Annotated in this window: 22 protein-coding genes and 2 pseudogenes; 7 read left to right on the top strand and 17 right to left on the bottom strand. The window is 69.3% G+C overall.

The window, feature by feature from the left end:
• Positions 1-76 precede the first annotated feature (76 nt).
• On the bottom strand, positions 77-1,183 hold the full coding sequence (locus tag ACFZAX_RS34940; protein WP_390966927.1) for a hypothetical protein: 1,107 nt from the start codon (positions 1,181-1,183) through the stop codon (positions 77-79).
• Between the two features lie 60 nt (positions 1,184-1,243).
• Between ACFZAX_RS34940 and ACFZAX_RS34935 the strand changes: the two genes are divergently transcribed.
• Positions 1,244-1,495, top strand: coding sequence for a hypothetical protein (locus ACFZAX_RS34935; protein WP_329040271.1), 252 nt, complete (start codon positions 1,244-1,246; stop codon positions 1,493-1,495).
• Between the two features lie 946 nt (positions 1,496-2,441).
• Here ACFZAX_RS34935 and ACFZAX_RS34930 read toward each other — a convergent pair.
• The 6 genes from ACFZAX_RS34930 to ACFZAX_RS34905 form a co-directional block, all read right to left on the bottom strand.
• The gene (locus ACFZAX_RS34930; protein WP_390966925.1) at positions 2,442-5,372 is read right to left on the bottom strand and encodes a Helicase associated domain protein; all 2,931 of its coding nucleotides are present in this window, start codon (positions 5,370-5,372) and stop codon (positions 2,442-2,444) included.
• Positions 5,373-5,478: 106 nt separating this feature from the next.
• Positions 5,479-6,498 (bottom strand): TniB family NTP-binding protein, encoded by a 1,020-nt coding sequence (locus ACFZAX_RS34925; RefSeq protein WP_388864154.1) that lies wholly within the window; start codon positions 6,496-6,498, stop codon positions 5,479-5,481.
• Positions 6,492-8,642: a transposase gene (locus ACFZAX_RS34920; protein ID WP_390966923.1), complete on the bottom strand. Its 2,151-nt coding sequence runs from the start codon at positions 8,640-8,642 to the stop codon at positions 6,492-6,494. The genes ACFZAX_RS34925 and ACFZAX_RS34920 overlap by 7 nt, the downstream gene beginning before the upstream one ends.
• A gap of 53 nt (positions 8,643-8,695) precedes the next feature.
• Positions 8,696-9,334: a TnsA-like heteromeric transposase endonuclease subunit gene (locus tag ACFZAX_RS34915; RefSeq protein ID WP_390966921.1), complete on the bottom strand. Its 639-nt coding sequence runs from the start codon at positions 9,332-9,334 to the stop codon at positions 8,696-8,698.
• A 247-nt stretch (positions 9,335-9,581) separates the two neighbouring features.
• On the bottom strand, positions 9,582-12,212 hold the full coding sequence (locus ACFZAX_RS34910) for a Helicase associated domain protein (RefSeq protein ID WP_390966919.1): 2,631 nt from the start codon (positions 12,210-12,212) through the stop codon (positions 9,582-9,584).
• A gap of 1 nt (position 12,213) precedes the next feature.
• A complete protein-coding gene (locus ACFZAX_RS34905) occupies positions 12,214-12,936 on the bottom strand; it encodes a hypothetical protein (protein ID WP_390966917.1) in 723 nt (240 codons plus the stop codon).
• Positions 12,937-13,205: 269 nt separating this feature from the next.
• Here ACFZAX_RS34905 and ACFZAX_RS34900 point away from each other — a divergent pair, with 269 nt between their 5' ends.
• Together ACFZAX_RS34900 and ACFZAX_RS34895 are read left to right on the top strand one after the other, a co-directional pair.
• On the top strand, positions 13,206-13,682 hold the full coding sequence (locus tag ACFZAX_RS34900; RefSeq protein WP_390966915.1) for a hypothetical protein: 477 nt from the start codon (positions 13,206-13,208) through the stop codon (positions 13,680-13,682).
• 605 nt (positions 13,683-14,287) lie between these two features.
• Positions 14,288-15,499 (top strand): annotated as a pseudogene (locus ACFZAX_RS34895) (DUF2637 domain-containing protein); the annotation flags it as partial.
• Between the two features lie 83 nt (positions 15,500-15,582).
• Here ACFZAX_RS34895 and ACFZAX_RS34890 read toward each other — a convergent pair.
• On the bottom strand, positions 15,583-16,176 hold the full coding sequence (locus tag ACFZAX_RS34890; RefSeq protein WP_390966913.1) for a helix-turn-helix domain-containing protein: 594 nt from the start codon (positions 16,174-16,176) through the stop codon (positions 15,583-15,585).
• A gap of 211 nt (positions 16,177-16,387) precedes the next feature.
• Between ACFZAX_RS34890 and ACFZAX_RS34885 the strand changes: the two genes are divergently transcribed.
• Positions 16,388-16,753: a hypothetical protein gene (locus tag ACFZAX_RS34885; protein ID WP_390966911.1), complete on the top strand. Its 366-nt coding sequence runs from the start codon at positions 16,388-16,390 to the stop codon at positions 16,751-16,753.
• Here ACFZAX_RS34885 and ACFZAX_RS34880 read toward each other — a convergent pair.
• From ACFZAX_RS34880 to ACFZAX_RS34845, 8 genes and pseudogenes are all read right to left on the bottom strand, one after another.
• Positions 16,740-17,066, bottom strand: a pseudogene (locus tag ACFZAX_RS34880) (hypothetical protein); the annotation flags it as partial. The gene ACFZAX_RS34885 and the pseudogene ACFZAX_RS34880 overlap by 14 nt on opposite strands.
• Before the next feature lie 26 nt (positions 17,067-17,092).
• Complete coding sequence (locus ACFZAX_RS34875; protein ID WP_390966909.1) at positions 17,093-18,013, bottom strand: hypothetical protein; 921 nt, start codon at positions 18,011-18,013, stop codon at positions 17,093-17,095.
• A complete protein-coding gene (locus tag ACFZAX_RS34870; RefSeq protein ID WP_390966907.1) occupies positions 18,010-18,807 on the bottom strand; it encodes an AAA family ATPase in 798 nt (265 codons plus the stop codon). Before ACFZAX_RS34870 ends, ACFZAX_RS34875 begins: the two co-directional genes overlap by 4 nt.
• 91 nt (positions 18,808-18,898) lie before the next feature.
• Positions 18,899-20,020 carry a helix-turn-helix domain-containing protein gene (locus tag ACFZAX_RS34865; protein ID WP_390966905.1) on the bottom strand — a complete coding sequence of 374 codons (1,122 nt, stop codon included), beginning with the start codon at positions 20,018-20,020 and terminating at the stop codon, positions 18,899-18,901.
• Positions 20,021-20,349: 329 nt separating this feature from the next.
• Complete coding sequence (locus ACFZAX_RS34860; protein ID WP_390966904.1) at positions 20,350-20,589, bottom strand: hypothetical protein; 240 nt, start codon at positions 20,587-20,589, stop codon at positions 20,350-20,352.
• Positions 20,590-21,252: 663 nt separating this feature from the next.
• Positions 21,253-21,498: a hypothetical protein gene (locus ACFZAX_RS34855; RefSeq protein ID WP_390966902.1), complete on the bottom strand. Its 246-nt coding sequence runs from the start codon at positions 21,496-21,498 to the stop codon at positions 21,253-21,255.
• 606 nt (positions 21,499-22,104) lie between these two features.
• A complete protein-coding gene (locus ACFZAX_RS34850) occupies positions 22,105-22,653 on the bottom strand; it encodes a sigma-70 family RNA polymerase sigma factor (RefSeq protein ID WP_390966900.1) in 549 nt (182 codons plus the stop codon).
• Between the two features lie 216 nt (positions 22,654-22,869).
• Positions 22,870-23,121 carry a hypothetical protein gene (locus ACFZAX_RS34845; RefSeq protein ID WP_390966898.1) on the bottom strand — a complete coding sequence of 84 codons (252 nt, stop codon included), beginning with the start codon at positions 23,119-23,121 and terminating at the stop codon, positions 22,870-22,872.
• 265 nt (positions 23,122-23,386) lie between these two features.
• Here ACFZAX_RS34845 and ACFZAX_RS34840 point away from each other — a divergent pair, with 265 nt between their 5' ends.
• A complete protein-coding gene (locus ACFZAX_RS34840) occupies positions 23,387-24,823 on the top strand; it encodes an NPCBM/NEW2 domain-containing protein (protein ID WP_390966897.1) in 1,437 nt (478 codons plus the stop codon).
• 511 nt (positions 24,824-25,334) lie between these two features.
• A complete protein-coding gene (locus ACFZAX_RS34835; RefSeq protein WP_390966895.1) occupies positions 25,335-25,508 on the top strand; it encodes a hypothetical protein in 174 nt (57 codons plus the stop codon).
• Between the two features lie 107 nt (positions 25,509-25,615).
• Here ACFZAX_RS34835 and ACFZAX_RS34830 read toward each other — a convergent pair whose 3' ends face one another.
• Positions 25,616-25,864 carry a hypothetical protein gene (locus ACFZAX_RS34830; RefSeq protein ID WP_390966894.1) on the bottom strand — a complete coding sequence of 83 codons (249 nt, stop codon included), beginning with the start codon at positions 25,862-25,864 and terminating at the stop codon, positions 25,616-25,618.
• A 245-nt stretch (positions 25,865-26,109) separates the two neighbouring features.
• Between ACFZAX_RS34830 and ACFZAX_RS34825 the strand changes: the two genes are divergently transcribed.
• A partial coding sequence (locus ACFZAX_RS34825) for a helix-turn-helix domain-containing protein (RefSeq protein ID WP_390966892.1) occupies positions 26,110-26,416 on the top strand: 307 nt, incomplete at its 3' end.

Raw genomic sequence — 26,416 nt, 5'->3', positions numbered from 1 at the left:
ACGGATCACGCAACGTCACCAGGGGATACTCCCACCCAAACCCCGCACCATCAAGTGCCTGACCTGCACTGACGCGCTAACTCACCGGCATTGCTTTGACGCGGGAGTCGAGAAGGGTGGCCGCTCCGAAGATGAGCTGGCGGGTGTCGTCCTCGTGGAGCATGCGTCGAAAACGCCATTTGCAGTGTTCTTCGGGAACCTCGGGTACGTCGCGGAGCATGTCGGCGAGTAGGTGACCCCATTCGGTGCGGGCGCCGACGGGCAGCCGGTCGAGGTCGTGCAGGACAGCGAAACGGTTGGCTTCGGTCAGCGGGGGCTTCAGGGGGCTGAGGGCTATGTCCTCGAACAGCAGGCGGATCATGAGGTGGGCCTGGGTGCCGTCGTCCCCCGCCGGGGCCTGAGGCAGCAGCGGGGTGGAGTAGGCAACGCCTCCGGGGCCCACGAGCTCCGTGTCGAACTGCGCCGGCGAGGCGTCGGCGTCCGCTGCGGCGAACTCGTAGTAGCGCACCGGTTCCTCGCCGAGTGGGACAGAGGGCTCCTCCGCGGCGCGGAAGAGGTAGTCCAGCACTGCAGTGGTGGAGCGCAGCTGGTCGAAGAGGAAGTCCCAGTCGCGGCGGGTCAGCGCGATCCCCGGCATGCCGATCTCCTGCCAGGTGACCACCGTGCCCGCGGGCACACCGGGGTGGTCGAGCAGGAACACGGCTATCCACTCGTAGGCGTTGCCGTCGACGTTCAAGATCCGCTCACGGCCGTTGACCATATGGGCTGGCATCATCTGCAGTTGCCGGACGGTTCCTTTCGCTTGGCTCATCGCCTTGGTGGCCACCTTCTTGATCCAGGCGGCTTCTGCGGTGTCGTCCTTGGGCACTATGGTGCGGGCCTTGACCTGCACGACCGCACCTCGATGGCCGGCCAGCAGCAGGCGGTCACCGAGTTCACGGAGGCCTGATCCTTTCTGGGCGTGGGCGGCCTGGCGGAAGATGAAGTCGGGCAGACCCCAGGCCGCCGCGGCATGATGGGCCGCCTGTTCCGCCGCAGGGCCGTGCTCGACGCCCGGGGCCAGAGGCAGCGCCGGCGGGACACGGCGGGTGTAGACCCCGGCCGGAGTGTCGACGACGAGCGTCAGCGCGGTGGCATCGTCCTTGTCGATGAAGCGCCACAAGGCAGAAGGTGATGGGGACATGGGCGCCATTAGACGCGACCGGCCGCCCCGGGCGCCCAGGTTTTCCGCGGCATCACTCCCGTGCGTCTTGTCGTCTCCGAGCGCCACTTCCAGCACGGCTCCGTCGAACCAATCCCGAGAACCCCGGCACAGACCACCGCGAACCTAACCGCTCTCGCCACCGACAAGCGTGAGGCCGTTGTCACGGCCTATGCCCTCGCCGCCGACCTGCTCGCCGACATGGGCGCCCACCAGCCCTACCTGCTGACCCCCGAGGGCGACATCCATCTGGACCGTCTCGACGGCCACCACGACAGTCTCACTGGCTGGTAGACAGATCGGCCTCGGTCATGAATCCAGCGTAGAAGGCTGCTCCTTATCATCTATGCGGGTGCTGGTGATTGGCTGCCGCTGTCAGGGTCGGTGGGTGGTAGTGCTCCTGGTGGGGGTTCGGGTGGTGGCTGGGGAGTAGTGGCGAGGGCTGTGGCTTGGCGGTAGTTGATGATGGCTTGGATTCTTTTTTCGGGGTCTGTTATCTGGTCGAGTGTGGCTGCGAATTTCTCGTCGACGATGTTTCCTTTTCGCTGTCGTTTGTGGTCGAGGATCAGGCTGGTGAGGGGGACGGCGAGGTATGCCGCGATGACGATCACTCCGACTGCCCACCAGGGTGCGCCGCCCAGAGCGCCGGCGAGGACGGCGGGGAGTCCGGCCAGGAGGCCGGAGACAGGGGTAAGGGAGGACGAGTTCATCGCGTGGATGCCCTTCCAGCACGTGACGGCTGGGCCGCCTCATGCCTGAACGAGCCGTGCGTGGACGGCTGGGACGGGGAGAGGCGGCACTGGTGTGCCGTGGTGTCAGGGCATGCCGAAGACCGGCGCCGCCGTAGGGCGGGCCGGTGCTGTTTTGCGGCATACCTGTCAGCCCCTTGGGAGACCGGAGCGCTGGTCCCGCAGGGTTTTTTAAAGGATTTGTTCGGCGGTTTTAGCGGAGGTTTTCTTCGGCTTTTTGGGCAGGGTGGGCTATATAGCGTTCTCAACAAAAAGAATGCTGATAAAGCACTTAAGCCGGTTCATTGACCTTTTCCGCGCCGCCTTTTCTTCTGCTCTTCGGCCTCGCGCATCCTCGTGCGGGCACGCCAGACCTGCCCACCAGTATCGGTCATCACGCCGCCGTCTGAGACCTCTTCGGGCAGATTACGTCCGAAGTTCTTGCCAACCCAGGCTGGTTGAGGGCCAACCGACCCGAGTCGGAAGGTGCCGGTACTGGCCGGAGGGGGAGTTCAGACGTTGACGAGTTCGGCTGTGGTGAGGAGGTGTTGTTGGTGGGGGTGGAGGAGGAGCCAGCCGCGTTGCTGGTTGTGGATCCAGTTGCGGGCTGCCGGGTGGCGGGGATGTTCGAGGGCGTGGTGGTAGGTGCGTTGCCACAGGATGGGCCAGGGCGGGTTCCACCAGGGGTCGATCATGGCGAGTATCTGCTGGGTGGGGGAGGGGCTGGCCCGTTTCTTCGCGAGTTGGCGTTGGCTGTCGAGCCATTCGCCGAGGGGGAAGCCGTTGCGGACGGTTTTGATCGGCGGGCAGAGGTGGCCGTGTTCGGCTGCCCAGGTGCGGGCGTGTTGGAGGGCTTCGGCGTGGGGCCGGGGCCGGGGGGTTGCCGGCCACTGTCTGGCGGTCTGAGCGGTGATGCCGATGGCGTTCAGCAGGTGCTGCTGGTCGGGGTGGAGTTGGTGGTAGGTCAGGCAGGCGCGGGTGATCCAGCTGCCCAGGACGGTGCTCGGTGCGGGGATACGGGCGACGGGGTCGTACGGTTCGCCTGCTTCGATGTGGTTGCGGGCGCGGTAGTAGTTGCGCTGCCACTCAATGTTCCAGGGCGGGTTCCACCACGGGTCGATCGCGGCCAGCTCGGTCAGGTGGGGTGAGGGCGGCAGGCCGTCGCGGGCGCGTTGTTTGGCCCGGTTGCGCTGGCTGAACAGCCACCACCCCAGCGGATACCCGTCGTGCCGGGTGTCGCGGGGGGCTGCGAGGTGGCCGTGTTCGGCTGCGTAGGCGCGGGCGTGTGCCACGGCTGTTTCGAAGCCCTGCCTCAGGTCGGGGCGGTGCCCGAGGCGGCTGCGGGGCTCGCGGGGACGCTCGGGTTCGGCGGCGCGTCGTGTGCGGCGTCGATGGGTGGAAGCGGCAGGATCCGCACCCTTTCCGACCGGGCTGGGCTTGTCTGTATGCGGAGCCGGGGCGGCAGCCGGTCTCGGCGGTGCCGTCCGTGCGTGTTCCCGGGCGCTGCGTGCGACATCGGCAGTGATGCCGATGTCGGTGAGGAGTTGCCGCTGCTCCTCGCTGAGCTCGTCGTACGTAGCGCTCTGGCGCCACAGCCAGTCGGCGGAATCCGGGTCGTCGAGGTCACTGAAGCCGTTCTCAGCCTGGAGGAGACTGCCGACTGCGGCGTCACGAGCCCGGTAGTAGTGGCGCTGCCATGACAGGCCCCAGGGCGGGTTCCACCAGGGATCGATGTCCGCGAGGGCCTGAGCCCGTTCGGCGGGCAGGGGCTGGCGATCAGAGCGACGGCCCCTGCGCTGGTTGCCCAGCCACTGACCCAGTGGGTAGCTGTCGTGCATAGCCGCGTGGGCGACGACGGCGAGGTTGCCGTGGACGTCGGCGAACGTGCGGGCATGCGCCAGGCCTACCTGGAAGCGTTCTGCGTAGCTGCGCCGTCGGGGGTGGGCGGCGGCCGCCGCCGCGGCGTCGATCCCGATCTGGGTGAGGAGACGTTGTTGTTCGGGGTGGAGGGCCGGGTAGCGGGTGCACTGCAGGTACAGCCATTCGCCCAGGCTGTAGCCGGTGGTGGGGAACCCGCTGGCGGGCTCGAGCGGGCCGTTGGCTTCCATGTGATCGCGGGCTTGGTGCCAGGTGCGCTGCCACAGCGTGCTCCAGGGCGCGTTCCACCACGGATAGAGCGCGTGGAGGGCGGCGGCTTGGTGGGCGGGCACGCGGGTGTGGCGGGTGCGCAGGTTGGACAGCCATGCGCCCAGCGGGTAATCGCCGAAGGAGTCTTCCTTGGGGACGGCCAGGTGCCCGAACTGCTGGTGGTAGGCGTGGGCGTGCGCAAGGCTTCTCTCGAAGGCACGTTCGGCTTGGAGACTGTGGCCGCGAAGCCGCATGACGGGCCTTGGGACCGGCGGGGTGCCGTCGGCGGCCGGAACATGGGGCAGGAGATCGCTGAGAGGACGAGGCCGGTGTGTCGAGTGCACCCTCCACAGCGCCTTGTGCGCGGTGGCCTCACCAGAGACGCGGGTCCTCACGCAGGAGTGGGCCCAGGTGAACAGCGGTCCGTGGGTGACGGCGGCGAGGCGGTGGACGAGCCACGGCCGCTGCAGCTCATGGGCGACCTCGGCCAGAAGAGCGGGTAGCTCACCAAGACGGTAGGGGAGATGGCCGCCCGATTCGGCGACAGCGCGTTGCTGCAGAGGGCGGCTGGCCAGCAGACGGGCGAGGGCGACGGTCTCGGGATAGGTGATCAGGTCGCGTGCCGCCACCTTCCACCAGCCGGGATCGGCGCCGTCCGGGCGTGTGGCATCGAGGCGCGCCGGCCAGGCGTGTTCCTGGCGGGGCCAGGGCTCCTCCCACCAGGAGTTGGTGACGGCACGAGCGACCTCGAAGGCCTGCGCCCCGATGGGGGAGCGGTGCAGCAACCTGGCATGCCCCCGCTGGGCTTCGATCACTTCCGGGCACCGGCCGAGGGGTACGGTCAGCCCGCCTGTGTGGGGCAGGTACAGGAGCCAGTACCGGTGGCGTGCGCAGACGCGCTGCTCGGGTGCCAGGTACCGGCGGGCGGGCACCTCTCGTCCGGTACGGGCGGCGGTGCATGCGGGGCAGGCCGGCCCCCATGCGGCGACGACCTCCTCACCGCGCATCAGCCGCCCGACCGGGCCCGTCCCGTACTTTCCGCGCGGCTCTTCCCGCGTCCATGCGGGCAGCGCCTGCTCAAGCACGTGCTGCGGAACATGGCAGAGCGCGGCAACCCGGTCGCGGGCCTGTGCGTTGAGGTGGATCTCGCTGTCCGGGTACAGCATCCCGGTGAGGTTCTGCAGGCCGCCGACATCGGTGACAGCGGCGAGCACGTCACGGATCCCGAGGTGGTACCGGGCGGCGATCCTGGTCAGGAACGACAGCGTCAGCTCCCCGTTCAACGCAGCGATGCGTCCTGCCGCGCCGCCGCTCATGGCGGGCACGATGCTGCCGGATGCCGCCCGTTCGCGCCCCGCTCGTCTGTTCCGGGGCAGGCGTGCGGGTGCGGGCGTGCTGGACCGGTGCGCCATTGCGGATGCCCTACGTGCGCCGTGCGGGCCGGGACGGCCTGGCCTGGGCTTCGGCGGCCGCGTCGAGTTCGACCTCGGCGAGCAGCTGCTTGGTGATCCGCTCGGTGCCTTCCGTGATCGCGATCAGGGCGGCTTCACGGATGAGGTGGGAGAGACTGCCGATCCGGCCTGCCGTGCGGGCGTGGAGGTAGGCGGCGTGCTTGACCAGGGTCCCGGTCCGGTGTGCGCGCAGCCGCAGCAGGTTCTCCATGGCCTGCACGAGGTCGTTCCAGACGGCCCGGTCCTGCTCGGTCGCGTACGCCAGCGGCCGGTGCCTGAAGAGCTTGAACCGGCCGGCGATCTGGGCTCCGCGCACTCCGCTGAGCAGTGAGGAGGTCTCGATGTCGATCGCGGAGTACACGAAGGTGGCCGGGATGCGTTCGCCGAGGTACTTCAGCTGGTCGGAGGTTTCCGCGCCGGCGCGCCGCTGGGTGTCCAGGAGGTGGACGTCGTCGACGAGGACCAGCTGGGTGCCCAGCTCGCCCAGCAGGTCGCACACGGCGCCGGTGATCTGGGTCTGGTTGAGGCGGTCGGTGATGGGCATGTTGAGGAACCGGGCGAACTCGCTGACGAGCATCTTCGGGGTGGCGGCCGGCGGCACGCTGATGAACAGCACAGGCCTGCGCGCGGCCTGTCCTGGGTGTTGGCGGGCGTCGGCCAGCTGGAAGGACCGCCCGAGCGCCATCATCGTGGTGGTCTTACCCGTGGTGGCCGGGCCGGAGATGATCAGACCGCGGCGGGCGCCGGCCTGCTGGCGGCGGTTGACCAGCAGCAGCCGCCGCACGGCGGTGAAGACACTGTCCATGGCCGGGGTACGCATGACGGCGAGTTCGGAGTGGTAGTCCTCGCGCTCCGTCTGCGACCAGACCGGGTCGGCGGCATCCCGGGCGGGGGCCGGCGCCCGGTGGACGAAGGCGTCCCAGCCTTGCCATACGGTCGGAGGGGCCAGCGGGGCGAACCCGGCGGTGTCGTTCGGGGACAGGCTCACCATCGCAGGGACTCCTCGGCGGGGTCGTAGACCGTGACCCGGGGAGGCGCAGGCGTATCGGCTTCCTGCGCCAGGCCGGCCGAAGGGCCGCTCAGCAGCGCGGCGTCAGCCGGCCCGATGCCCACGCCACCGTCGCCGGCGCAAGCGTCCTCGTCTTCGCCGTCATCGGCGAAGACGTCCTCACCATCAGGCTCGAGCACCCCGGCCGGCGGCTGCTGGCCGTACAGGATCCCCCATACTGCGCCGTCCTCGTTGGCGGCGGCACCGGCGCGGGCCCGGGCGGCGACGACCTTCTCCCGGCGGGTGCCGTGTCCGGCGGCGGCGCGTTCCAACAGCTCGCGCAGGGCGAGAGCCAGGTCGTGTTCGTGGCTCACGCGGCTGCCGCGCTGGGCGACGGTGCGCCTGACGTGCTGCCAGGTGAAGTCGGTGAACGGGGCGGTGACCAGGGTGCGGTGGATCCATGGCACCGCTTCCCAGCGGTATCCCTGCGGCAGGCCGGCATCCGGCAGACGCACCCAGACCTGGCCTGGGGCGTGCGGGTTGCAGTGGATCTCCCACAGCCCGTCCGCCGCGGGCGAGGACTCGCCTCGGTAAGGGTTGAGGACCTTGTGGTCGTAGGTGCGGTAGTCGATGCGGATGCCGTAGTCGTTGATCTTCTGCCGTCTGACGGGCATCAGCTCGATGTAGTCCTCGCGCCCCAGCGGTACCGGGACGTACCCGCACACGGCGACCAGCGCCGCCCACATCTCGTTCGGCGACAGGGCGCGGCGGGGCATCATCGGGTGCCGCAGCCCGTCGTGCTCGCGCTCCTGCCACCCGCAGACGATCCACTCCTGCAGCAGGTCCTCCAGCTGGGCGAGCGTCCACACCGCCTCGCCTTCGGTGTCCCTGCCGCGTTCGCCGGTGTGGGAACCCGTGTAACCGGCGACGTGCTGGGCGAACAGCGTGTTGATCGAGGAGAACGTGCGCTCCACCTGCCCTTTGGCCGGCCCATTGCCCGGCGGCGCCGGCTGCAGGGAAATGCCCAGCGATCCGCAGGCGGCGACGAACGAGGACGAGACGAACACCTTGCCCTGATCGACCACGACGGTCTGCGGGGTGATGACCGGCCGCGCCGCGGCCCCTTCCAGACGGGCGTCCACGCTCTGCAGCCGCTCGTACGGGATCACCGAGCGTTCCATCGCCAGCGCCTCGGGCCAGGCAGGCCGCATCGGCGCGGGAACCATCATCTGCGCCAGCAACTGCGCCGCGTCCACACTGCGGGTCCCCTTCGGCCGCAGCACAGCAGCGCAGATACTGCGGGTCGCCACATCCAGCGCGATGGTCAGCTCGGGCCGCTCCACCACCCCGTCGTCCAGCACCACGAAGACATCCAGCACGGTGCTGTCCATCATCACCAGCTCACCCGGCGCCGTCACCGTCGTCGGTACGAACGGAGGAGCCGGCCGCGCCGAGCGCCAGCGGCGCTGTCGCGCACTGCCCAGCAGCCCGCGCCCGTCGGCCAAGGCGTGCACCAGCCGGTTGAACGTCGCAGTCGACGGCAGCGCCACCGCCCCCGGGCCGTACCGCTCGGCCAGCAGCCGCCCGGTATACACCCGAAGCCGCCCCAGCGTTCCGCTGGAGCGTTCCTGCCCGGCTTCCAGTACCTCCCGCAGAGCGGCCACCACCCGCTCGTCCGCACGCCCCAGCGCCGACCGGGGCCGCACGGTCCGCTGATCCACCAGTCCCCACAACCCGCCGTCGCGGTAGCGGGCCCGCATCCGCCGCACCGTCACCGCGCTGGTGGGCAAACCCGCCGCCGACAGCTCCGCCGCCTTCGCCTCCTCCCGCTGCGCCAGCGTCCGCACCTCCGGGTCGTACTCGGCCCGCGCAGGGCCGACCCCACCGGATCCGCCCGGGTGCCCCGTCTCCACCTCCCGCACGTGCCCCTCCCAGGCCAGCGCTCGCTCCCGCACCGTCGCAGGCAACGAATCCAGCAGGCCCAGCGGCGCCACCCGGCGAGCGGCGGGCCCATCCACAACCTCAAAGCCCTCGCCGGCGAACAACAGCGACAGCAGCAGCGCTGCCGTCTCACCGTTCTCCGCGGTCAGCCGCACCTGCCCGCCGATAAGTGCGGCCACCGTCCAGGTCCGGCCCTCGAAACGCACCCGCGACCCCACCTCGACCACCGGCCCGACAACCCCCCGGCCTCCTGCCCTCCTCACGCCGACCGCGCCCACACCGGCATCCGCTCATGCATCGGAGCGCCCAGATCCGCAGACAGCCGCCCCGCCCACAGCGCATGGAACAGCGCAGGAAGGACCACCAGCGGATCCCCGGCGGTCCCGCGCACGCCCTCCCACAGCGGCGTACGCCCGGCGAACGTCTCCCGCAACGCCGCGGCCAGCTGCTGTCCCCCGTGGTACCGCGGATGCCGGTACCCGGCCAGCCAGGCCACGTTGCGCCGGTACACCGGATCGACCGGCCCCAGCACCCAGTACCGCCAGCCCACCGCAGCACACACTTCGCCGAGCACCGCCGCCAGGTACCGCTGCCGTTGCGAAAGCTCCTCGCCGGCGATGCAGTCCGCCAAGACCCCCTGGCCGTCAGCGAGCCGGAGCATCATCTGCGGGACATGCGTACGCACCTCGTCCCGCTCCCGCCATCGCAGTTCCAGAGGCTGGCTGGCCAGGTACGTCACGCGTGGGTCGCGGTCGAGCAGCATCACATGCAGCCCCATCGCCCCGGACCCGTAGTGCACCAGCCGTCCGGTGGTCGCCGACCACCACCATCCCGGCGCCATGCGCTTGCCCTTGCGGACAGGAAAGGGCTTCAGGGGCGGACACTGCTCGAAGGGCACTTCGGCGGCCGCCGAGGACCACGGCGAACACTCCGTCCTGCCCCCCGCAGCCATGAACCGCACGTCCACTGCCCCGACATCGACCGGCCCTGTTCCTGTCGCATCCCACTTCACGCTTCGCACACAGGGCCAAACGCTTATCAGCTCAGCCGGTAATGGGCATAACAAGCCAACCGGCCGCGCCAGCCGCAGGCCCGTCCGCCGGCTTTGCCCGGACAACCGTGACCACGCGGGCGCGCGACCGCCGTCAGCCGTGCTCGGGATCTGCGGCCCAGGCGTAGCCGAGCTCGACGAAGGCTGCTCGCTGCTGAGCATCCAGGCGGTCACGTCTGGCCTTGTGGTTACTCAGAAACACACCCAGCCTGATCAGCGAACCGTCCGGCAGCTCTTCAACGTGCGCTCTTGCGACAACAGTTCTGCCTTCCCGCGCAATGTATTGAGCCAGGGCTGCCAGACCGCGCTGGAAGGCTGACGTCTTCCCAACGCCCGCGGCTGCTGGGGCGGGTGCGGGTCGTTCGGCGGGTTCCACGCCCAGCCTCGCGAGCCGCCGCTCTTGTTCTTCGGAGAGTGCCGTCCAGGTGCGGCGTTGCCGCTGGAGCCATGCGCCCAGGTCGTCGCCGTCGAAGAGCACACCCGGCTCGATCTGCGGCAGGTGGCCGTCGGCGTCGACGAGGTCGGCCAAGACGCGGTGGTGGCGTTGCCAGTCGAGTGGCCAGGGGCAGTTCCAGTCGGGGTCGATCACGGCGAGCTGCGCTGCGCGGTCCTGCGCGCGTTGGGGGTTCTTGCCGAGGCCGTGGGGGCGGCGGAGGTTGGCCATGTACTCCCCGACGGGTGCGAGCTCGCTGTCGGCGTTGCCCCATACGGCGTCACGTCGGGGAGCGAGGTGGCCGTGGGCGCGCCTGTACGAGCGCAGAACCGCGAGTTTGGTCTCCCAGACTTCCTCGCCAGGTTCCCACACCATGCCGGCTTCGTCGAGGAGCTCCTTGCGGTGGTCGTCGAGTTCAACAGCGCGGTAGGTGCGCCGCTGCTGGTGGACCCACCGCCCCAGGGGGAAGTCCTTGGTGACGCCGACCTCGACCTCGGTGTCGTACGGCACGGCGTGGAGACCGGTGATCCTCTGCTCGGCCCGCCATCGGATGAGTGCCTGGTAGCCCTCCAGCCAGACCAGGGACTCGGGTCGGTAGACCCGGGTCCGCAGGAAGGCCGCGATGGTGGCGGCGTCGCGCGGGCTGGAGAAGTGCAGCAGGGCCGCTTCGGCGGCGGCCTGCGTGTCGTCGTCCTCCTGGTCCTCGCCGCCGGCCCCGACGATCCGGCCGTCGTCGTCCCGCGTGACGTGGACCTTGCGCTTGCCGCTGGTGAGCGCACGGGAAGCGAGCTGCTCAACGAGTCGCTCATCATGCGAGCGGAGTCCTTGGAGAACGGCTACGAGGGGGCGGAAGCTGGCGCTGGCGACCATGTCGGTGGGGTCTTCGTTGGGCTCCAGGAACACCGGCACGATGATGCGGGCGACCTTGGTGGAGCCGTCGCGGTTCAACCTGAGCGCGCGGCCGATGTTCTGGACGATCTCGACCTGGGAGCCACGGGTGTCGGCGAAGCAGATCGAGTCGACTCCCCGCTCGCCGGTGATGTCGACGCCTTCACCGAGAACGCGAACGCTGGCGAGGAAGGCCCGGTGCACCCGGCGTCCGGTCGCGTCGATGCCGTTGGCGAACTGGCGCAGCACCTCGCGCCGCTCGGCTACGAGGTGGTCACCGCACAGCCACTCCGACCACACCCGGTCCGGCGGGACGTGGCGGCCGGCCTCCAGCTCGTAGAACTCCGCGTCGATCGACGAGGCGGGGAGCTTGTCGGCGGCGGCCAGATCGGCGTCGGAGGCGTCGTTCAGGTACAGCTCGGCAGCCGTCTCGGGCAGCTTGTCCGCGAACGCGCGGGCCTCTTCGACCTTCTGGTGGAACGTCAGGACCGTACGCAGATAGTGCGCCGCCGCGTGCTCCAGGAGCGCGGTCTGCAACAGGGCCAGACGCCGGCCCCGCCGCGCCTCCTCGGACTCCCCGAGGACGGGGGAGGGGTCGCGGATCTCCAGGACGTCGATCTCGAATCCGGCAAGGATTTCGCGCTCGATGGCCTCGCTCAGACCTAGCTCCGCCCCCGGCAGCCAGGCGCCGTAGATGCCCTCCGGATCGTCCGACATCGTTGCGAGCTCCACCTCCTGGCCGTCCGGGCCCTTTTGCGGGCGGGCTTCGGCGAGGATGCGGGGGGTGGCGGTCATGTAGAGCCGGAAGTCTGCCGGGATGCGGGTGTTGTCGTGGATCGCCGCCCACGGACGGCCAAGATCACCAGCGGTTCCATGGGCCTCATCCACGATCGCGAGGTCGAACCCGTCCATGCGCTGCCCGTACAACCGCTCCCCGCCCGCGAGCGCGGACTCCAGCGGCCCGCGAACCTTCCGCCGCCCCATCGGCGCGTCAAGGTCCTCACGGTCCACGAGAGAGGCGTACGTGGCGAACACGACCACGGGCCCGTGCCCGGCCCACAGGACGAGCTGGATCGGGTTCGTGGTGGTGCGCACCCCCAGCGAGCCCAGGACCGCGTCGTTCTCCAGCGAGCACACCGCGGCCATCGGGGCCCGGTGGCCCACCAGGCGCCACGCCTGGGCGGTCTGGGCGAGCAGGTCCAGGGTCGGCACGGTCACGAGGATCCGGCCGTCCACGAACGACTCGAGCGCGCACGCGGCGGCCGTGATCGTCTTGCCCGAGCCGGTCGCCGACACGAGGGTGCTCCGAGCACCCTGCGGGGGCACGGTCGACCTCGTAGGGAAACCCACCCAGGTGCGGAATGCCGACTTCTGGCTGACCTGGTGTTCCCGAAGCTTGATCACCTCAGGCTCCCTGAGGAGTGGTTGCCGACGCGGGGGTGGAGGTGATAGGTGGGCTCAACCGCTTTCGGCGGCGGCGTAGTTCGCGCTGAGCTTGGGCTCGGGCGCATTCACGGGTGCAGTACTTGATGCCGGTGGTCCGGTTCTGCCCGTACTCGGCGCGGCCGCGCTGGCGGACGAAGGCCCGGCGGCACGTTTCGCTGGCGCACTCGCGGATGGTGGCGTCTTCGGCGAGGTGGTTGTACAGCTGGAGGAACGCCACGGCCAAGAGCGTGGGGTAGCGGTCTTCGAGGCTGCCGATGCCGATGCTGAAGCGCTCCAGGGCCGAGTTGAGTGTGGCGGTCAAGTTGCTGATCTTCAGGCTCAGCACTTCCTCCCTCATGTGGGGTAGATCGCGCGGCCAGATCTCCTCCATGTGACTGTTCGCGGCCTGCCAATCGGCGAGCTCCTCCTCGGAGACCTCGGCATCGACGAGCGCGTCCAGACCTCCTTCGTGTCCTAGCGCCAGCCAGGTGCGAATGGCGTCCTGGGCTGCAGATACGAACAGGGTCGCCAGCTCTCCGTGAAAGGCGAACGGACCATGCTGAGGGTGCAGCTTGCTCTCGAGTTCCATGTAGTACTCGTGGTCCTTGACGTCCAGGCTCAACGACCCGACGCTGCCGCCCAGGTGCCCATACGTCCGCATCATCGCGGCGATCGCGTCCAGATCGGCCGGGTCGAGCTCCATGAACTCGCGAAGGTAGAAGTCCTCCGGAAGCGGCACGCTCTGGTCAACGGGCGAGCGGAGCCGCGCGGACCACAGGATCCACTCCCCTTCAGCCCTTGCATCGGGGAGCGGGCTCAACGAGGGCGCTGGCACGGGGATACCGGGCCACAGAGTGGGACGAAAGCGTGGGTCAACGTATGCCGCCATGTACGGCATCATAGCCATCACTAGAGGGTACGAAAACCGTGAACTTCGTACCACTCCCTACCGGCTTGGTGGATGAGGAGCCCATGACCAACTGGCAGGACCGCAAAAACGTCGGCGACCTCCACGAACACCGAGTCGCCAACGCACTACGCGCCCGCGGCTGGACCGTCCACCCCTGCGGACAAGGCACCTACCCCGCCCCCATCCGCAACGCCCTGCGCCACACCCGCTCCGCGTTACGCCAGTTCCCCGACCTGATCGCCGCCCGCGACAGAGACATCATCACGATCGACGCCAAAGACCACATGCCCAGCACAACCACCAACCGCTACGCCATCAGCACCACCACCGTCCACGCAGGACTCCAGCTCACTGCCCTCCATGCCCCCACCCCCCTCTACTACGTCTTCGGCGACCTCAAAGTCCTCACCCCCGCCGAAGTCCTCCACTACACCGACCACGCCCTGCGCCATACCAGCGGCGCCTACTACCTCGTCAACACCCGCCGCGCCCACCCCTTCGACGACGTCTTTGGCACCAGTACCGCTCAAGTCGCCTGACCACACACCTGCGCGGCCCTTCGCCGTGCGCTCGACGGGTAGCCGTTCCGAAGCAGTTGCCGAGTCGGCTCAGAGCGCCGCAGTGTCCGCACGCGTCCTCCTCACGATCGCCGACGCGATCCGCCGCGCCGTCCGGCAGCGCCACGGCCAGAGCGACGACGAACCCGACGAGAAGGAGGCCAGACTGGCCCCGGGCTGGGCCGCCGACCAACTGCGCGGAACCCTCTCCGGCCACGTGCTGGGCGCTATCACCACCGGGGCGGACTGGCCGCTGATGGCCCGCCATCTCCTCACCCTGCGGAGCGCCGGCGTCGACCTCAGTGTGCTGCTGCCCCAGGTCGGCCAGGTCGCCACCACCGTCCACCGGGCCGTCACCGCGAACCACGCCTGCGTCCGCGTGGCGGGCACCGACCAGTGGGCCGACCTGCTGCGCCGCACCATCCCCGAAGGCGTCGTGCGGGACGCGATCCTCGCCTCCCCGGCCTGGCCCGACATGGCCGCCTCGCTGGCCCGCCTCGACGCCCAGGGCATCGACGCCACCGGCTTCCTGACCGCCGCTCACGCCCAGGGCGACGGCTTCGACCGCACACTCGTCGGCGCTCTCGCACGCGGTCATGCCCGGCCTGTTCGTCCTCGGCATCGAGGGCGCCCGCAAGATCCTGATGCACGCCGCCCGGATCAAGCAGGGCACGGCCACCGACCGCGTCCCGCTGCACTGGTGGGTGCTCTCCTCGATCGCGACCCCGCGCCTGTACCGGCGGATGCGCCTCGCAGCCGTGCGCTCCTACCCCGAGATGGTCAAGCGCGAGCAAGACCTCGCCGGGTACGTCGTCCACCTCACGCAGCGCCACGGCGGCGACCTCAAGAAGGCATCCGAGATCGAACGGCTGCCCATCACGATGGCCCCCCGCGGCTACACCGTCGCCGAGGCCCTCGCCTTCCCGGAGCGGTGGCAGGCGGAGGAGGAAGAGCGCGAGCGCCAGAAGGCGGAGCGCGAGCGGAAGAAGGAGAGGGAGGACGCGGAGCGCGCGCGGCAGGACAAGGAGCGTCAGCGCCAGGAGGCGGAGGACGACCGCCGGGAGGCGGAGCGCCTGCGCGGGGCGGCGACGGCGGCCCGGATCGCGGAGATCACCGACCGGGGCAAGATCGCCGAGGCGGAGCACCGCACAGATGCCCGGATCGGTTCGGCGGCGGCCGAGGCGACCGCCGTCACCGCCGAGGCGGAGGTACAGGCCGAACTCCGGAAGACAGCGGCGGCGCGCGCGGCGAAGGCGGAGTCGCAGGCGGTCGAGTCGGAGCAGGCCGCCGCCGCCCGCAAGCGCGCGGCGCAGCTGACGGACCAGGCGGCGGCCCTGGAGCTGAAGGCGGCCCGCGACCGGGACGAGGCGACCCGCCTCGCGGACCAGGCGGAGCGCCGGGCCCAGGACACGGAGCGCCGTACGGCGGACCGGATCACCCGTGAGAGCCGGTCCGCGCAGACGGAGAAGGAGACGGCCGAGGCAGCGTTGGCCGCCGCCCGCGCCCGCGCGGAGACCGTCCGGCTGGAGGCGGCGACCGAGGCCGCCGAGGACTACCTGAAGCTGTCGGCCCGTCAGCGCCACGCACGCAGGGTGGCCCGCATGCTGCTGGCCGAGCACCCCGCCGGCACCCCGGCCGAGCAGATCGACATCGAGCGGGTCCCGCTCGCCCAGATCCAGGACCGCCTGGGAGCCGCCCGCACCACCGCCGGGGAGCTCCGCCAGGAGGCGATGCAGCTCCTGCGCGACGGGTACGCCGACCAGGCCGCCGCCGACGCGGCGTACGAACCGCAGCACTGACACCCGCAGCACTGATCCACCCGCACCACCCGCAGGAAGGGCCCGGCCATCAGGCCGGGCCCTTCCGCACGTCCGGGGACCTGTCAGGCCCGCCGCCACCACCGGCGCCGCTCCGCTGCCTCCCTGCCCGGCCCGGCCCCGGGCACCGGAGCCGGCGGGGCCACCGCCACCGTCTCCGGCCCGCCGCCGACAGGATGAGCCTGTCCCGGGACGGACGGGGACGGCTGGAGCACCGCCCGCTCTTGGCCCGCCGTCAGCGCCCGCAGCGCCTGCTGGAGATCGGCGATGTGCTCCGCCCGCGCGTCGAGCTGCGCACGCAGCTGCTGCGCCTCGGCCTCGGCGAGCTGGCGTCCGTGTTCGGCGGTGGCGAGGGCCAGGGCGTGCTCGTGGCGGGCGCGGTCGAGTTTGGCGCGGAGCCCGGCGACGTCCTCCTGGTCCGCGACGGCGGCCGGGTCCGGCCCGGCCGGGGTCACTGCGGTCACTTCGTCGGGTCCGGCGGGGGCGTTCAGCCGGAACCCGGCCGCCAGGAGGTCCTCGACGGGGATCAGCCACCCGCGCTGCGGGTCCTGGACCGCGCCGGGCAGATCGCCTGCCTCGCGGCGCCGGCGGATCGTTGTGCGGGAGACGCCGCACGCGGCGGCAGCCTCGCGCTGGTTCAGCGACGGACGCGTGCTCATGGGCTCATCCTCCCCCGAGAGCCGCGCTGGCCCCGCCAGGTCAGGGCCGATGCCATGCGCGGCCGTGCCGTGGGGCACACAGGGGTCCTTTGCAGGTGAAGCAATCACGCCGAGCTACCGGAGTGTCGAAATGCCTGCCCTGTGTGCCAGCAGGGGCGCGGTCGCTGCAATCCAGTCGACGCGGCACGGACTTGCTGCGGAGAATCAGCCCATGAGCCTCAATGTGGACACCTTCATATACGAAGCCGACGGCAAGCGGACCCTTCTGGAGGATCCCGACGACGACTACAACAAGACCAGGGCTGGATTCGAGAGCGCCCGCCAGAAGCTATGGGGCTCTGAGGCGGTTCGGGTGCTTGGGGCTCACTTCTTTCCCCGGCTCGATGGCGACAACCTTCAGGTCGAGCCGAGGGAGATCGATGCCTTCCTGGCCGAGTGCGGAGCGATACGCCCGCACTTGGATCATCTTGGGGAGGTCAGCGGCTACGGCACGGAGTACGTCACCGAATGCTTCGGCAACATCGTTGCCGCCTCCGTACGCGCCAAAGCCGAAGGCGGCGGTGTCATCGTCTGGTGAGATTGATCTTGACCCTCGAGCATCGCGGGGTCGGCATCTGCCAGGATTTACCGGCTCTGCCGATGGCTTCGAGGGTCTCGGGGCGTTCGACGGTCTTGCCGACGTCGTAGCAGGGCGCTCGGCGCTTGTTCTTCGCGCTGGGTGGCCGTTCGGGGCCGGTACATCGGGGTTTGGGAACACGGGCCGGGCACGCGAGGTGAGCGCGGATGTTCCTGAACCCCCGGCGGACCCGGGCCAGGGTGAGCCGGTCGGAGGTGGTCCGTTTCTCCCACGGCCAGTGGAGGTCTTCGGCGAGGGGACGTGCGAGCCGGAGAGGCCCAGGCCCGCGTCCCCTCGTGTTCAGCCTTCCCGTGCCGGAGCGGACCCGGCGCCCTGTCCCGCAGCATCTGCCGCTCGCCGCGCTGCGCCGATCCGCTTCGCGACCCGGAGGATCTCCTTCTCGAGCTCGTCGAGGTGCGCTCGTACCGCTGCCGGGTTGGCGGCGAGGGCTGCCGCGACCGCAGCGGGAGACAGCGCGGCGTAGACCTGGGCCCGTACCGCGGCCACGGCGCGCTCAAGCGCCACCACCTCGGGAACCGCTCCCGCCGAGGCGGTGGCTGCCGGGAGGTCAGAAATTTCTGACCTCTGCTCCTGTGGCGGGATCGCCGGCGTGTTCAGGGCGCGCGCCACTTCGGCCAACAGAGCCGCCGTCGGCCGCTTCTTCCCCCGCTCCGCGGCCAGGGCCAGGCCCTGGTTCATGAGGTCCCGGGCCACCTGAAGGCCGTGCTCCGTGATGACGTCCGAGACGACCTTCCGCGCCGAGGCCCGCGTCAGATGCTGCGCCAGGTCGGGCCCGAGCTCACCCACCGCGCGGATACGGCCCGCGTCCTGGAGCAGCTCGAAGACGTACTTCTCCTCGATGTCGAGGACCCCGCCCGCCCACCGGGCGAAGTTCTCCTGCCCGGCGACCTTGTGCAGCTCGCGCTGCTGCGCCACCTCCAGGAGGGCGCCCTTGTTGAGGACGACGAAGTCCTCCGCGCGCCTGCCGAGCGCGTCGATCTCGGTGAGGCGCTCGACGACGTACGCCAGCTGCTCCTCGGGGGTGCCCTGGACGTCGTCGGCGCCCAGGACGCGGCCGCCGGCGAACTCGCTCAGCTGCCCGGCCTGCGACGGCACCGCGCCCGGCTGGTTCTGCAGTTCGGCGGGGACCGCCGGGTCCACCGCGGAGTCGGCGGCCTTCTTCAAGCGGCTGGTGCCCGCCTCGATCAGCTTGTTGCTCACTGGCCCACTCCCGCGGTCAGGATCCTGTCGTACGCCTCCGTCAAAGCCTGCGCCTCGCGCCCGGAAGCGTCGGTGATCGGGACGCACGCGAACCGGGTCTGCTGACGGACCGAGTGACGCGGGATCGCAAGGTCGTCGCGGTACAGCGGACCGTAGGTGTCCGCCAGGTACTTCCCTATGGCGTCCTTCAGCGTGCTGCGCCCGCCCGGCACGATCGACGGCACGATCCCGACCACCCGCAGGTCCGCGTTCATCCCCAGGTCCTTGACGAGCTTGATCGTGCTCAGCGCCTCCGCCGCGCCGATCCGGCCGTCCTCGTCGAGCGTCGCCGGGATGAACACGTCCGTCGCCGCGATCAGCGCGGACGTCACCAACTTCCCGCCGGCCCGGGGAGGTAGATCCAGGACGCCGACGCCGTCCGGGCCGATCACGCCCTTCAGCGCCATCCGCAGCCGGAACTCGAGGCCGACGGCGACGTTGTCCGTCTCCCGGTTGGCCAGCGCCCGCTCGGCGGCGATCACCTGCACGCCCGACCACGCCTCCGAGGCCGGCACCAGCGCGTCGGCCGCGAGACCGGTGTCGCCCTGCGGGTCCAGCGCGAGCAAGTCGTTCATGGAGAACGCCGGCGCCACGTCCTTCGAGATCCCGAGCTCCGCGGTGAACGTCGCCCGGGGATCGAGATCCCCGGCCACGACCGCCAGCTTGCGTCTGCGCGCGGCGGCCACCAGCCCGGCGGACAGGGCACTCTTGCCCACGCCGCCCTTCTCGCTGTACACAGCCAGCACCCTGCTCATGACCAGACCCTCGCTTCACGCACTGTTTCCACCACGGAAGGCTATCGGGAGGAACAGGCAGGCATGAAGAAGCCTTGCAGCGCTGGCGAGCTCAGCTCGTGGTCAGCTGGTGATGCTGCTCACTCTTGCGGAAACTGCGCCGTTCATGTGGCCGTCGCGGGAGCGGGCGCGGTACAGGGACACGGGGATAGAGGCATTCGTAGAGCCGTATCTGGCTGAGACAGGTGTCCCATGCACGAGGTGTGAGGCGTACGCCGATGAAGTCCGGAGGAGAGTGAGTGATGTCCAGCTCAACGAAGTGCCGTGCGACCAGGCCATCCCAGACGTCCTGTTTCTGCAGGTCCTGAAACACTTCTACGCTGAACCGGCCGGGGTTGGGCCGCATCAGCGAGATCACGGTGCGCCACTGCTGGGCGCTCATCGCCTCGGCCAGAAAACGCAGTTGGGTTGAGGCTACGACAAAGGGTCTGCTCTTGATCTCCTCGGTCAGCCCTCTCATCTCCTTGGACTGATGCTGGGCTACGCGAGGCGTTTGTGCGTAGGCCAGGTTGACCTTGGCCACGGCCTGCCGCCGGAGTAGATCCCGATAGCGCGCCAAGTCGTAGTTGACCAGACGGCATACCACGCTCGCCGGGCGGTGCAGGAGCTTGGCGATTTGCAGGAGTGCCGCGTCATCAGCGTCCACCAGCGCCGACTGGTGCTCGACTTCAGCGCGTTCGAAGAGCCTGGATAGGTGCTCGGCGATGGATACCCTGCGCGCAGCGGCAGCGGGATGCTGGTCAAGAGCTCTGTGGACCATCGCGAGCGGAAGGTTGAGCGCTTCGGCCAGCCTGAGCGGAAGTGTTCCGTCATCACGAGCGGGAAGCACCGCGAGAAGCTCGACATCGCGATAGGTCGTGCGGCTGACTCCGATCTGCGCAGCGAGTTGGGCTGCGGTTAGGCCGGCATAGCACCGTAGGTCCTTAAGTTGCTCAGGCGTGCCTGCCTGCGCCTGGTAGAGCTCCCGCGGATGAACCTTGAAGATCTGCGCTATCTGCAGCACGCGTCCAGGCTCCGGCACTGACTCGCCCCGCTCGTAGGCGAGGACTCTAGCCTTGGACGTTTTCAGCAGGCGAGCGAGTTCTGCAGCACTGAGCAGGTGACCCTCAACCTCCTTACTCGCGCGGAGCTTCTTGAGGATGCGGTCGTCGAACTTGGCGGTTCCTCGTGCCATCCAGACCCTCCCCCCTCAGCTACTTGATTCGATGACAAGGTATCGTTTAGGAGCAGCTCGGCGTCTAGCGATCCACTCGAACGGGCTACGATCCGCGTTTCCCCTGTTCAATGCTCGACATCGGTACCGCTTAGGATCAAAATGTGTTTCGCTGAACGCGTTGTTGCAGGCAGTGTCTGAGAGTCAGCGGGATGCTGGCATGTGAGGCCACCCGAATTGCCGGGTACCCAAGGCACGTCGAACAGAGAAGGACCCGCGTCCAGGAGTGGAATCTAGAACGCGGGTCCCAAGCCGGTTTCGGCATCAAGCGGCGGGTGAGGTAGCTACCCTCATCCGCCGTTGCCGTTGGCCAGAGCATAGATCGCACTGCCGAGCGTCACGATCGTTGTGATCGTCTCGGCTCCCAGCTTGATCCACGTCAGCCACGACGTGACACCGCGATGCGGCTCCTCAGGGCCACCGGCATCGAGATCCATGCTGCCCTGGTCCGCTTCGCCCGTGAAACCAACCGGGTCCTGCGAATCCGGAACCTCATCGTCCCGTTCCTTTGACCATTTGGAGTCGGCCATCCGAATCGTGCTCCCTTCCGTTGGGTGAATCCGAGCCGGCGTGGCCCGTACGTCGCCCACCGACCGCTGATCGGAAGAGAGTTAGATAGAGACTACCGGGTCTGACGCGCAACCAAGGGGCACCCAAGTGCGCACAGTCTGGCCTCGGCAGGGACTCGGACAGTCGAATCCCTGCCAAACTAGGCGCCCATGAAACCAATATCTTTCGAATCATGTGCGAATCGGGCATCCAGCTTTCCTTTCGTGGCTTCAGGGCGCCCGCTTGGCATGGAAGGAGACGGTGGCTCAGCCCCCAGGAAATGACTTCTTAGTTGGCCGACGAGCTCCGCGCCGACGAGCTCCGCGCTTGTAGTGGTTGTCGACCCACTGCTTTGTCGAACGGCTGTCCCGCTCGACGTCGGGTGTGTCAGAGGAGGTTGAGTTTCTCCTCGACGTAGAGGACGAAGGCGGAGAACGTCACGAACGTCCCACCGCCGTATCGCCCGCTCCAGACCGGCCGCGCCGTAGAGCCAGGAGACGGTGAAGTCCTCGCCGGTGACGTCGGCTGACTGTGGTGCTGGCGAGGGATTGCTGGTCTCCGGCAGGACGTCCTTGGCAGCGCACGGCCCAGGACCGGCTCCGAGGTTCGTCGGCACCATCGAGGTGGTGCCGACGAACCGGTCGTTACGGCCGCGCGATCTTCTCCTGGACGGTGAAGACGAAGCCGGTGGTGACGATGAACGTGCTGGCGCTCCAGCCGACGCTGAGGAGCGGCGTCGCGTCGAGGTTGCCGACGATGAGGTACGTGATGAGCGACGCGATGATGCCGGTCATGACGGCGAGCGCGATCTTCAGGTACTTGATCTTTGTGGTTGCTCGCTGCAGGTCTTGGGCGAGCGCCTGGTTCTGGATCAGGCTCTGGGTGGTCATGTTCGGTGGAGTCCTCGGGGGACGGGGTCGCAGCGCCTGGTGGTACGAGGAGGGGTGCCGTCGAGTGGCGGGTGGTTCCGGCTGCGCGGTTGTTGTTTCTTACGACGCAGGCCGGGCCCGTCGCGTGAGCGACGGGCCCGGCTCCCCCGAGTTGCTGGCCGTGGTGTTATGGCGACCACGGCTAGCGATGTTGCTTGGATTGTTCAGTGACTCCTACTGTGCGTCGGACTGCTTGGGGTTTCTGGTGGGAGGTCGTTCTAGCCGTTTTTCTGGCTATTCCGTAGCCACGTTCGGGCGCGCGAGTCGGTGAGTGCGCAGCTGCGCGGCAGTGGCGTTCCGAGCGGGAGACCGTCCCCACGCCGGTGAACCGGTGAGCAGGTTGTCGACGACGCGGTACGCGCGGACCCCGAGCACTGACAGCACAGTCAGCACGGTAGCGGGAACGTGGGTGATTCGTTCGGACACAATGATTCCTTCAGCAAGGGTTGGTGGGTGGATGGGAGAAGGCGTGCCTTGCAGAGCTAGCCCTCCCCTCCGGTCTGCGGGTTGGGGGTACAGGAAATGCGGGAGTAGCGGTACCCCCAAGCCGCAGGCCAGAGGGAGGAACTAGTCCTCCGCGGCAAGCCGGCGCATCACAGCCGGTTCCCGGAGCCTCCGGTTGGCTGCCCTGATCATTTGGCGCACCGCACTGTCACTCGCTGCACCGACCAGTCCGGCGATGCTGCGGGAGTCGAGCTCGTAGTAGTGCTTGAGGATGTAGACCTTGTGCTGCTGCGGAGTCAGTTCCTCGCGCAAGACTGACTGGATCTTGATGAGATTCACATCGTGGTCGAAATCGATCACGATGCTGGTCTCGCTGAACTCGTCCAGATTTCCGCCGGCGAAGGCTTCGGCCTGTCGGCCGAGCTGGCGGAGCATGTCGGTCGCCGCGCTCCCGCAGACGGTCGACATATAGGCGTCCAGCTTCTCGACCGGGGACCCGGACTGCAGACGCTTGAACATGCGGATGAGCGCCTCCTGCCACACGTCGTCGACGTGTCCACGCGCGATGCGCTTCTCGATCAGCCGCTTGAAGTGCTTCTCGCGGCTCTTCAGGTGCTGAATCTGTTCTTCGACTGAACGGTCCCCGTGGGGACCACCGGACGACTGCGTCATTCGGCCGTGCTCCGATCATGAGTAGCTGCTGCCCCAGCCGATCCGGGGAGCCCGTCGGCCCCCACGCCCTCATCGCCTGGCTTCTGTGAACCAGGACGCTCGGCACCCTCCAAACGTGAGCACTATCGCCCTTAGGCCCGGACGTCCCGATGGTCTCTCCCGGACTCCGCCTCCCGGCCACGGTGCCGGACCAGCCCGGCCGCCCTGCCCTTGCGGTCATGCGGGTGGCCTGGGAGGGGTGTTGCGCCGGTGGCGTTGGGTGTGGCGGAGCTGTTGGTGTTCGCGGTGGTTGGTCCACCACGTGAGCCGATCACAGGAGTCCTGCGGGAACAGCGTCTGCACCGATTTCGCGGCCAGGGTGAGGACGAGACAGATCATCACGCACCACCAGGGTGCGCCGGCCATGACGGTGGCGAGGCCGGACACGGCGGTGACGGAGGCTGGGACGAGGTTCGGGGCGGCGGGCATGGCTCACGCCTCGCTTCCGGTGGTGCGGGTACTACGCCCTGGGCGGGTGCGGCGGTGGGTCATGTCGGGCCTCCTGCGCGGCGGCACCCCGAGGGGTGCGGGTCCAGTCCAGGGCGAGGCCGAAACGGCACCACGCCGTATCAACAACCTCTGTGACGTGCTGAGTTGGCCCTACAGTGACCGGACTGTCTGGTGGTGGGCGACCGCGCCAGAGGAACTGTTCCCGGTGCCGCCCGGCACCGGAACCTGGTGAGGGGGAGCACAGGTGGCACACGAGGGTGAGGGCGGCGCCGGGGACGGGATCCTCGCGCGCAGGCAGGCACGCGCCGAGAAGGACCGGCTGAAGGCCGGGTTCGGTGCCCGGTTGAAGGTCCTGCTGGACCTCACGGGCTTGTCCTCGCGTGAGTTCGCGGCCCGGTTCCCGGCGTACAAGGACTCCACGGTCCGCAAGTACACGCTCGGCACGAACCTGCCGCCGTGGGACTTCTTGAACGACCTCCTCACCGAGGTCGCCCGCCGCACCGACGACCCCGCCGCCCCCCAGCGCCGCACCGAACTCTTCACCGCCTACCGCACCGTCCTGATCGACACCGGCGCCAACCTCCACGGCAGCGACCAGAACTCCCTCCTGCTACGCCTCCTGGACGGGGAGGAAGCACTTCACCGGCTCCGCGACGAACTGGCCGAGGTCCGGGGACAGGAGAACCAGCTCCGCCTGGACTTGGAGGAGGAGACCCGCCGGGCCCAGGCCGCGCCCGGTACCGGCGGCGAGGAACGGCGACGCCGGCTCGAGGAGGAGAGCCGCGCGCTCGCGGCGCGCAGGGACGACCTCGTCCACCGCCGCGGCGCTCTGGTCACCGAGCTGGACGAATGCCGGGCACGCCTGGCAGTGATGGAGGCGACCGACAGTGCCGACCTGGTGCCGGCGGGAACCGGGGGTGGTGCGGGAGCGCACCAGGCATCGGTGCCGCCCCCGCCTCCCGGCCCACCCACCGCGTCCCCCGCACCGCCGCAGCCCGGCCGCCGGCGCGCTCTCCTGCTGATCGGCGCCGCGGTGGCCGTCGTCCTCCTGGCGGGCGGCGGCGCCGCGGCCGGGATCTGGGCGACCGGCGGCAACGACCCGGACAACCGGGCCGCGCCCCCGTCACCACAGGCCCCTGCCCCGCCGGTGACGGGGCCGGCCACGCCCACGCCCACCACCGTGGCACCGGCGCCGTCCGCGTCGTCCAGTGCGGAACCGGGCGCGGACGCGGAGCCGTCCCCGGACGTCGAGCCGACCGGGGACAACCCCGCACCTGCGGAGTACACGTCGTCCCCCTCGGGAACGTCGCTCGTCAACGACCTGCCGGCGTTCGAGGACGACGGCTACCAGGCCGGTGCCCAGTCGGTGAACCTGCACGAGTTCCCCGTCGCCCTGCGCGAGGACGCCAACTCCTGCCAGACGGTCGCGACGTGGCAGCTGGACCGCACGTACAAAAGGCTGGTGGCCGGCATCGGCATCTCCGACGAGAGCAGCACCGGCAGCAGCAAAGATTTCACCATCTCCGTAGACGGACACGTACAGTTCCAGCGCTCCATCGGGGTCGGCGAAAGCGCCCAGACCGCGGTCGCAGACCTCACGGGCGCCTACCGCGTCACCCTGATGATCCAGAGTTGCGACTCCGCCGTCGGCTCGTGGCTCGACCCCGTCATCACCAAGTAGCAGACCACCCGCCCCACCCCATGCCCGCCTTCCGGCTGTCAGACCCCCGTACAGCGGTGGAGGGGCCCGGCTGAACTGTCACGGGTGCTGCCACGCCTGGTGCTGCTGTGGGATGCAGAGGAAGCGGGTCTGCCGCGTGCCGCTCGTACACGCGAGGAAAGCCGCGGTTGCCTGGTGCTCGTGTCCACCAGGTGGTGCCTGCGGGCACCAGCCGGAGGGGTGTGAAGTCGGTGTTCTGGCGCGGTCGCCCACCACCCGGGATCCCCGCCACGGTGGGGTCAGCAGCCCACCGCGGCGGGCTTGCGGGGCTAACCCCCCGCTGGCGCAGTGTGCTGCCACGGCCCGCGACCGCCCAGTTGTCCAGCTCCCGCGAATCCGCTCCACACCCCGTCAGGACCCCCTCCGCAGAGGGCCGGAACGGATTTTCGCAAGATCTTGAATGACCGGCGGCCAGCGCGGACTGTAGGCCCCGCGCTCAACCGGAGCGCACCTACCCAAAGGGAGATTCCCCGTGTCCTCGCTCGCTCTGATCATCGTTCTGCTCCTGGTCCTCGTCGCCAGCATGTTCGCCGCCGGTCTCGCCTACCTTGGGTACCGGCACCCGGACTGGATCCCCGCGCTGACGCTCGGACTCCTCGGCGGCGCCCTGTTCGTCTCGGTCTTCATCCCGCTCGGAACCGCATGACGCGGGGTGGCTGGATGCCGGCCGATACCCACCGCCAACGCCCTCGGTGAGGAACCGGACTGCGGGGCCCGAGCCTGACGGCCCCGGTATCCGCGCCGGGGCCAGGGTCAGGCGGGCGGTACGGGCGGGGCATTCCGACCGCGCTGGGCACGACGGAGGTGGCGGTGCTCACGGTGGTTGGTCCACCAGGTGAGGCGGTCACCGGAGTCCTGCGGGAAGACGGCCTGCACCATCGTCGCGGCGAGAGTGAAGATGAGGCAGATGATCACGCCCCACCAGGGCGCGCCGGCCATGACGGTCGCGAGGCCGGACACGGCGGTGACGGACGCGGGGACCATGTTCGAGGAGACACGCATCGGGTGGCCTCTTTCGCTCGGGTTCTGATCACGTCCGCCGTGTGCGGTCGCTGGTCATCACCATCGGGCGGCGGTAGGGAGTGCGGGAGTGGGAACGGCCCGTTCCCGGGCAATCGTCAACATCCAGCCTTGCTCCGGCCCTGTTCGTGGATGCGTTCCCGGGGTGTCAATGCGTGCGCGACAATCGAGCAACTGCACCGCTCACGGGTGGTGTTCACGGGGTGAGGCGAGGGACGGGGATGGGTGTGTCCGAGGAAGTACCGTCGGCCGGTGCCGCGTATGCGGCAGCGCTGAAGGCGGTGGTCAAGGAGTTCCTCCAGGCGACGGGCGGGACGCAGAAACAGCTGGCCGTCGAGCTGCATTCCTCGCAGGCCGCGCTTTCGCGTTACCTGAACGGGGAGCGCACCGCTCCGTACGGCTTCCTGCGTGATCTGCGCGTCTTCCTCCAGAAGCGAGGCATGCCCTGGGACCAGGACACCGATGAGCGGCTGGACCGTCTGTGCGGGCAGGCGCATGCCGCCAGCGGGTCCCCTGCCGTCCAGATCCTCCAGC

It is taken from the genome of Streptomyces sp. NPDC008125 (genome assembly GCF_042957125.1).
Classification (GTDB): Bacteria; Actinomycetota; Actinomycetes; order Streptomycetales; family Streptomycetaceae; genus Streptomyces.
The sequence above is the reverse complement of the archived record's forward strand: the minus strand, read 5'-3'. Positions and strand labels throughout refer to the sequence as shown.

Excerpts from the sequence above, each read along its gene's own strand:
- ACFZAX_RS34940 (WP_390966927.1), bottom strand. The coding sequence starts at position 1,183 with ATGTCCCCATCACCTTCTGCCTTGTGGCGCTTCATCGACAAGGACGAT.
- ACFZAX_RS34930 (WP_390966925.1), bottom strand. The coding sequence starts at position 5,372 with ATGAGCGGCGGCGCGGCAGGACGCATCGCTGCGTTGAACGGGGAGCTG.
- ACFZAX_RS34925 (WP_388864154.1), bottom strand. The coding sequence starts at position 6,498 with ATGGTGAGCCTGTCCCCGAACGACACCGCCGGGTTCGCCCCGCTGGCC.
- ACFZAX_RS34905 (WP_390966917.1), bottom strand. The coding sequence starts at position 12,936 with ATGGAGCTCGACCCGGCCGATCTGGACGCGATCGCCGCGATGATGCGG.
- ACFZAX_RS34900 (WP_390966915.1), top strand. The coding sequence starts at position 13,206 with ATGACCAACTGGCAGGACCGCAAAAACGTCGGCGACCTCCACGAACAC.
- ACFZAX_RS34890 (WP_390966913.1), bottom strand. The coding sequence starts at position 16,176 with ATGAGCACGCGTCCGTCGCTGAACCAGCGCGAGGCTGCCGCCGCGTGC.
- ACFZAX_RS34885 (WP_390966911.1), top strand. The coding sequence starts at position 16,388 with ATGAGCCTCAATGTGGACACCTTCATATACGAAGCCGACGGCAAGCGG.
- ACFZAX_RS34870 (WP_390966907.1), bottom strand. The coding sequence starts at position 18,807 with ATGAGCAGGGTGCTGGCTGTGTACAGCGAGAAGGGCGGCGTGGGCAAG.
- ACFZAX_RS34865 (WP_390966905.1), bottom strand. The coding sequence starts at position 20,020 with ATGGCACGAGGAACCGCCAAGTTCGACGACCGCATCCTCAAGAAGCTC.
- ACFZAX_RS34860 (WP_390966904.1), bottom strand. The coding sequence starts at position 20,589 with ATGGCCGACTCCAAATGGTCAAAGGAACGGGACGATGAGGTTCCGGAT.
- ACFZAX_RS34855 (WP_390966902.1), bottom strand. The coding sequence starts at position 21,498 with ATGACCACCCAGAGCCTGATCCAGAACCAGGCGCTCGCCCAAGACCTG.
- ACFZAX_RS34850 (WP_390966900.1), bottom strand. The coding sequence starts at position 22,653 with ATGACGCAGTCGTCCGGTGGTCCCCACGGGGACCGTTCAGTCGAAGAA.
- ACFZAX_RS34845 (WP_390966898.1), bottom strand. The coding sequence starts at position 23,121 with ATGCCCGCCGCCCCGAACCTCGTCCCAGCCTCCGTCACCGCCGTGTCC.
- ACFZAX_RS34830 (WP_390966894.1), bottom strand. The coding sequence starts at position 25,864 with ATGCGTGTCTCCTCGAACATGGTCCCCGCGTCCGTCACCGCCGTGTCC.